This window comes from Psychromonas sp. B3M02 (assembly GCF_003318165.1).
Classification (GTDB): Bacteria; Pseudomonadota; Gammaproteobacteria; order Enterobacterales; family Psychromonadaceae; genus Psychromonas.
This window is the reverse complement of sequence record NZ_QOCB01000007.1, coordinates 1,890-5,807: the sequence shown is the minus strand read 5'-3', so window position 1 is coordinate 5,807 and position 3,918 is coordinate 1,890. Positions and strand designations below refer to the sequence as shown.

Genomic DNA, 3,918 nt, shown 5'->3' with positions numbered 1-3,918 from the left:
TGTGGCGCAGCATTTTAAAGCCTTTAGCTCTATCTAAGCGGGCTGCTTCAATTTGGTCTGGACTGAGGTTGTTTAAGCCTGTGAGGTACAGGATCATACAATAGGCGATTTGTGGCCATAAACCAGCAGCGATAATGCCGTAAGTCACATATTCTTCACTGGATAATAGGGCAATCGTATTAAAGCCAAATAGATCTAAAATGCTATTTAACAAGCCTAGATTGGGGTCGTAAAACCAAGAGAAGACTAAGCCGATCACCACCTGTGAAATAACAAAAGGGAAGAAGAACAGTGCTTTAACTAAGCGTATTCCACGTACTTTTTGATTTAAGAAGAGTGCAATGCCTAACCCGATTGGCGGGGCTAACATAAACAGCACCATCCAAATGACATTATTGGTTAACGCTGTCCAGAACGTCTCGGAGTCAAACAGTTGTATATAATTATCAAAACCAATCCAAGTTTTATCTCCTAATCCATCCCAACTGTAAAAACTAAGTATAAAACTGCTCACGATCGGGTACAGCACATACAGGGCAAAAAGTAATAAAGCAGGGGCCATAAAGACCCAAGGTACAAGATGTTTAGGCATCCGGCTACCCAGTTTTTTGGGGGTAACTGGTAGCGACTTCGTCTCATATGCGACTGAGCTTTGTTCAGACATATCTGCTCCATGTATGTTGTAAATTAAATCAATTTTGTCTCTTTCAGGTTTGTAAATAGAAATGAGAATCGTATTAGACTAGTCTATAAAAGCTCAGGAGGTAAAACGTTTCCACAAAGAAGATTTTTGAAATGAGAGTTTATCCACAGTATTGGTTATCCGTATAAAATCAATTCAAATAAAGCGAGGTTATCGCTATTTATTATTTTCATCCTAGGTTAGGTTGATGCTTTAATTGAACAAAATTACGCTATTTTTGTTTTCGAGAACAAAGTGGTGGAACTTATCAGTAAGGTATCAGGGGTATTACAATACTTAGCAATATCAGTATCGCATTTATTATCTTTTTTATTGTTTGATGAAGGTATACCGATATTGCAGGCGTTATGAATAAACCAATATATAAAGAGGCATTAATAATGGCAGCAATCTCATTACAGCAAGTGGTAAAACGTTTTGATAAAGTGGAAACCATTCACGGTATCGACTTAGAGATAAAAGATGGTGAGTTCACCGTATTTGTTGGGCCATCGGGTTGCGGTAAATCAACATTATTACGTTTGATCGCAGGGCTTGAAGAGATCACTAGCGGCAGTATCTCAATCGGCCAAAATGATGTGAGTCATGTTGAGCCTGCAGACCGTGGTGTGGCTATGGTATTCCAGTCTTATGCTTTATATCCGCATATGACGGTGGAAGAAAATATGGGCTTTGCTTTAAAAATGGCAGGTGTTGAAGCAAGCGAAATTAAAAAGCAGGTTAAGCAGGCCAGTGATATTTTGCAGTTAGATGCTCTATTAGCGCGTAAACCAAAGGAGTTATCGGGTGGGCAGCGTCAACGTGTCGCTATTGGTCGAGCCATTGTACGTGACCCTGATGTATTTTTATTTGATGAGCCGTTATCTAACTTAGATGCGGAATTACGTGTTGAGATGCGCTTACAGATTGCTAACTTGCATGCACAATTAGGCAATACTATGGTTTATGTAACCCATGACCAAGTGGAAGCCATGACATTGGCTGACCGTATTGTTATCTTAAAAGATGGTCAAGTAGAGCAAGTGGGCACACCTATGGAGCTTTACTATCAACCTAAAAATGAATTTGTGGCTGGCTTTATTGGTTCGCCTAAAATGAACTTCACCCCAGTAACGGTTACGAATGTTGAAGGGCAAAGCTTAAAGGTTGCTTTAACTGATGGCCAACAAGTGTCCATTCCAACGCATTCAGTTAACTATCAAAAGGGTGACTTATTAACCCTAGGTATTCGACCTGAGCATATTCAGTTAAATGATCAAGCGGAGCATGCTTTAACCTTAGATTTTGATGTGGTGAATGTAGAGCGCCTTGGTAATAGTACTTACTTGTTTGGACATCATGGTGATATTGATAACTTTAGAGTGCATATACCTGCCGATAAACAAGTTGCTAAAGGAGATCAGATGCAGTTATATCTAAATCAGAAAGATTTACATTTGTTCGATCTAGCAGGGTTATCCTTATGTGCTTATGAGGCACTGTAACTCGCTTTCACATTAGGAAGTGATTTAAGTTCGGATAGAAATTGAGTCTGTTAAAAGTGCTTTGATTAAGCACTTGTTGGGAATAAGTACGCTAGTGTTAATGCTTGTTCTCTTCATAAAGCGGTCAACGGAGCCTTGGTTCTTTTAACCGTCAGGTAAGTTCGTAATGTACTGTTATTGCTAGGCAATTGAAATAAAAACGCTGCTAACCATTGTTAGCAGCGTTTTTTGTAGAGCAAACTTATAGCAACTCGCTAGATTGATATAAGCTATTGCTGATAAGTATTACTTAAAAGATAAGTTAACTTGGTAGTGGTAACGTTTTTTCTGTAATAGAAATTCAGCGTGAACACTTGGGCTCCAAGAGTCATCTCCACCAATCCCCATATGGAAACCATCCAAACGCAGGTACACTTTATCTTCTGCAATCAACTCATTAGTGTGTTTTGCTTGTGCTACATTTTGCTGACTATAACGGCTTACCGATAAATGAAAGTCCCCACTTATGGCTAAAGAACCAACTTGAGCCTCTTTTACATCACAACGTAAACCACTTTCCGTTGGGAAAATGTAAGGCGTGTGCATGGCTTCAATATCACAAGCATAGCGTCCAATATGTGCTGAAGCGATACGATCAGGGTAATTTTCATGAGGTCCTCGACCATACCAATTTACCTGGCTATCAGTGTTAGGTAAGATTAACTCCAATCCAACACGGGCCAAAGAGGGCAGAGACGGAGCCGCTTCAACTTGAATCTCTATATTCACCGCACCTTTTGCATCGATAGTGTATTGCCATTGGGTGGTGATCAGCAGTTTATCTTGATAAGAGTAGGTAAAATCGACATTAACTTGTACAGCATGAGGCAATGAGTAAGCGCTGATATTGCTACAATTCACTTGTAAGTCATTAAGTCCAGCAGATTGCCAACGGTTGATCCAAGCGTTAACGTCAATGTTATCAGCTTCACTGGTGCCAATATCATTGTCCAATGGTGCGCGGTAAAAGTTATCCTTAGGACCTGCTAATAACTTGATTTCACCATCAACTTGCCATTCACTGATTAAGCCGGAACTGCGACTGAATTGGATATAAAAATCGCCATTAGAGACGAAAATATAATCATTGTCTTGTTGCAATTCCGGTGCTTGCTCAGTTGGTTTCTGTAATAAAACCAGCCCACATTCACTTTTTAACGGCAACTGCTCAGTGGCAACTTCAAATCCTTTATCGGCCCAAGCTTTATCTTGATTAAGGCAAACACTCAGGTTCAAGTGATAATCATGACCCGCTGTTTGTGTGGGTAATGTGTCTAACAAGTTATATGTTTGAGTGCTTTGTGCTGCAACATCTAATACAATTTCACCAGAATCAATAATCAGTCCTGATTCAGTGACAGTCCAGCATAGTGTTTCTCTATCACTTGCGGTAAATAGGTTTTTATTGGTGATATCTATCGCTAAACCATCACTGTTATGTAAAGAGAACTGGTAAAATTGCTGCTCTTTTTTTGCTTCTAGTAAACTTGGGTGGGCAGTGCGATCTGGAAAAATTAAACCATTAATGCAAAATTGACGGTCATTAATTTTGTCTCCAAAGTCTCCACCGTAAGCCCAGTATTTTTCACCTTTTGAATCTGTTTTAGTTAACCCTTGGTCAACCCAATCCCAGATAAAACCTCCCTGTAATCTTGGGTTATCTCGGAATGCTTGCCAGTATTTATTAAAGCT

At 39.6% G+C, this 3,918-nt stretch carries 3 protein-coding genes; 1 reads left to right on the top strand and 2 read right to left on the bottom strand.

The window, feature by feature from the left end; genetic code table 11:
* Positions 1 to 664 (bottom strand): carbohydrate ABC transporter permease (locus DS885_RS00645; protein WP_147232319.1); only part of this gene is annotated, 664 nt, incomplete at its 3' end.
* A 386-nt stretch (positions 665 to 1,050) separates the two neighbouring features.
* On the opposite strand from DS885_RS00645, the gene DS885_RS00640 reads away from it, so the two are divergent.
* Positions 1,051 to 2,187 (top strand): ABC transporter ATP-binding protein, encoded by a 1,137-nt coding sequence (locus tag DS885_RS00640; RefSeq protein ID WP_441344252.1) that lies wholly within the window; start codon positions 1,051 to 1,053, stop codon positions 2,185 to 2,187.
* 285 nt (positions 2,188 to 2,472) lie between these two features.
* Here DS885_RS00640 and DS885_RS00635 read toward each other — a convergent pair.
* The coding region (locus tag DS885_RS00635; RefSeq protein ID WP_113817479.1) for a beta-galactosidase domain 4-containing protein at positions 2,473 to 3,918 on the bottom strand (1,446 nt) is incomplete at its 5' end.

Excerpts from the sequence above, each read along its gene's own strand:
- DS885_RS00640 (WP_441344252.1), top strand. The coding sequence starts at position 1,051 with ATGAATAAACCAATATATAAAGAGGCATTAATAATGGCAGCAATCTCA.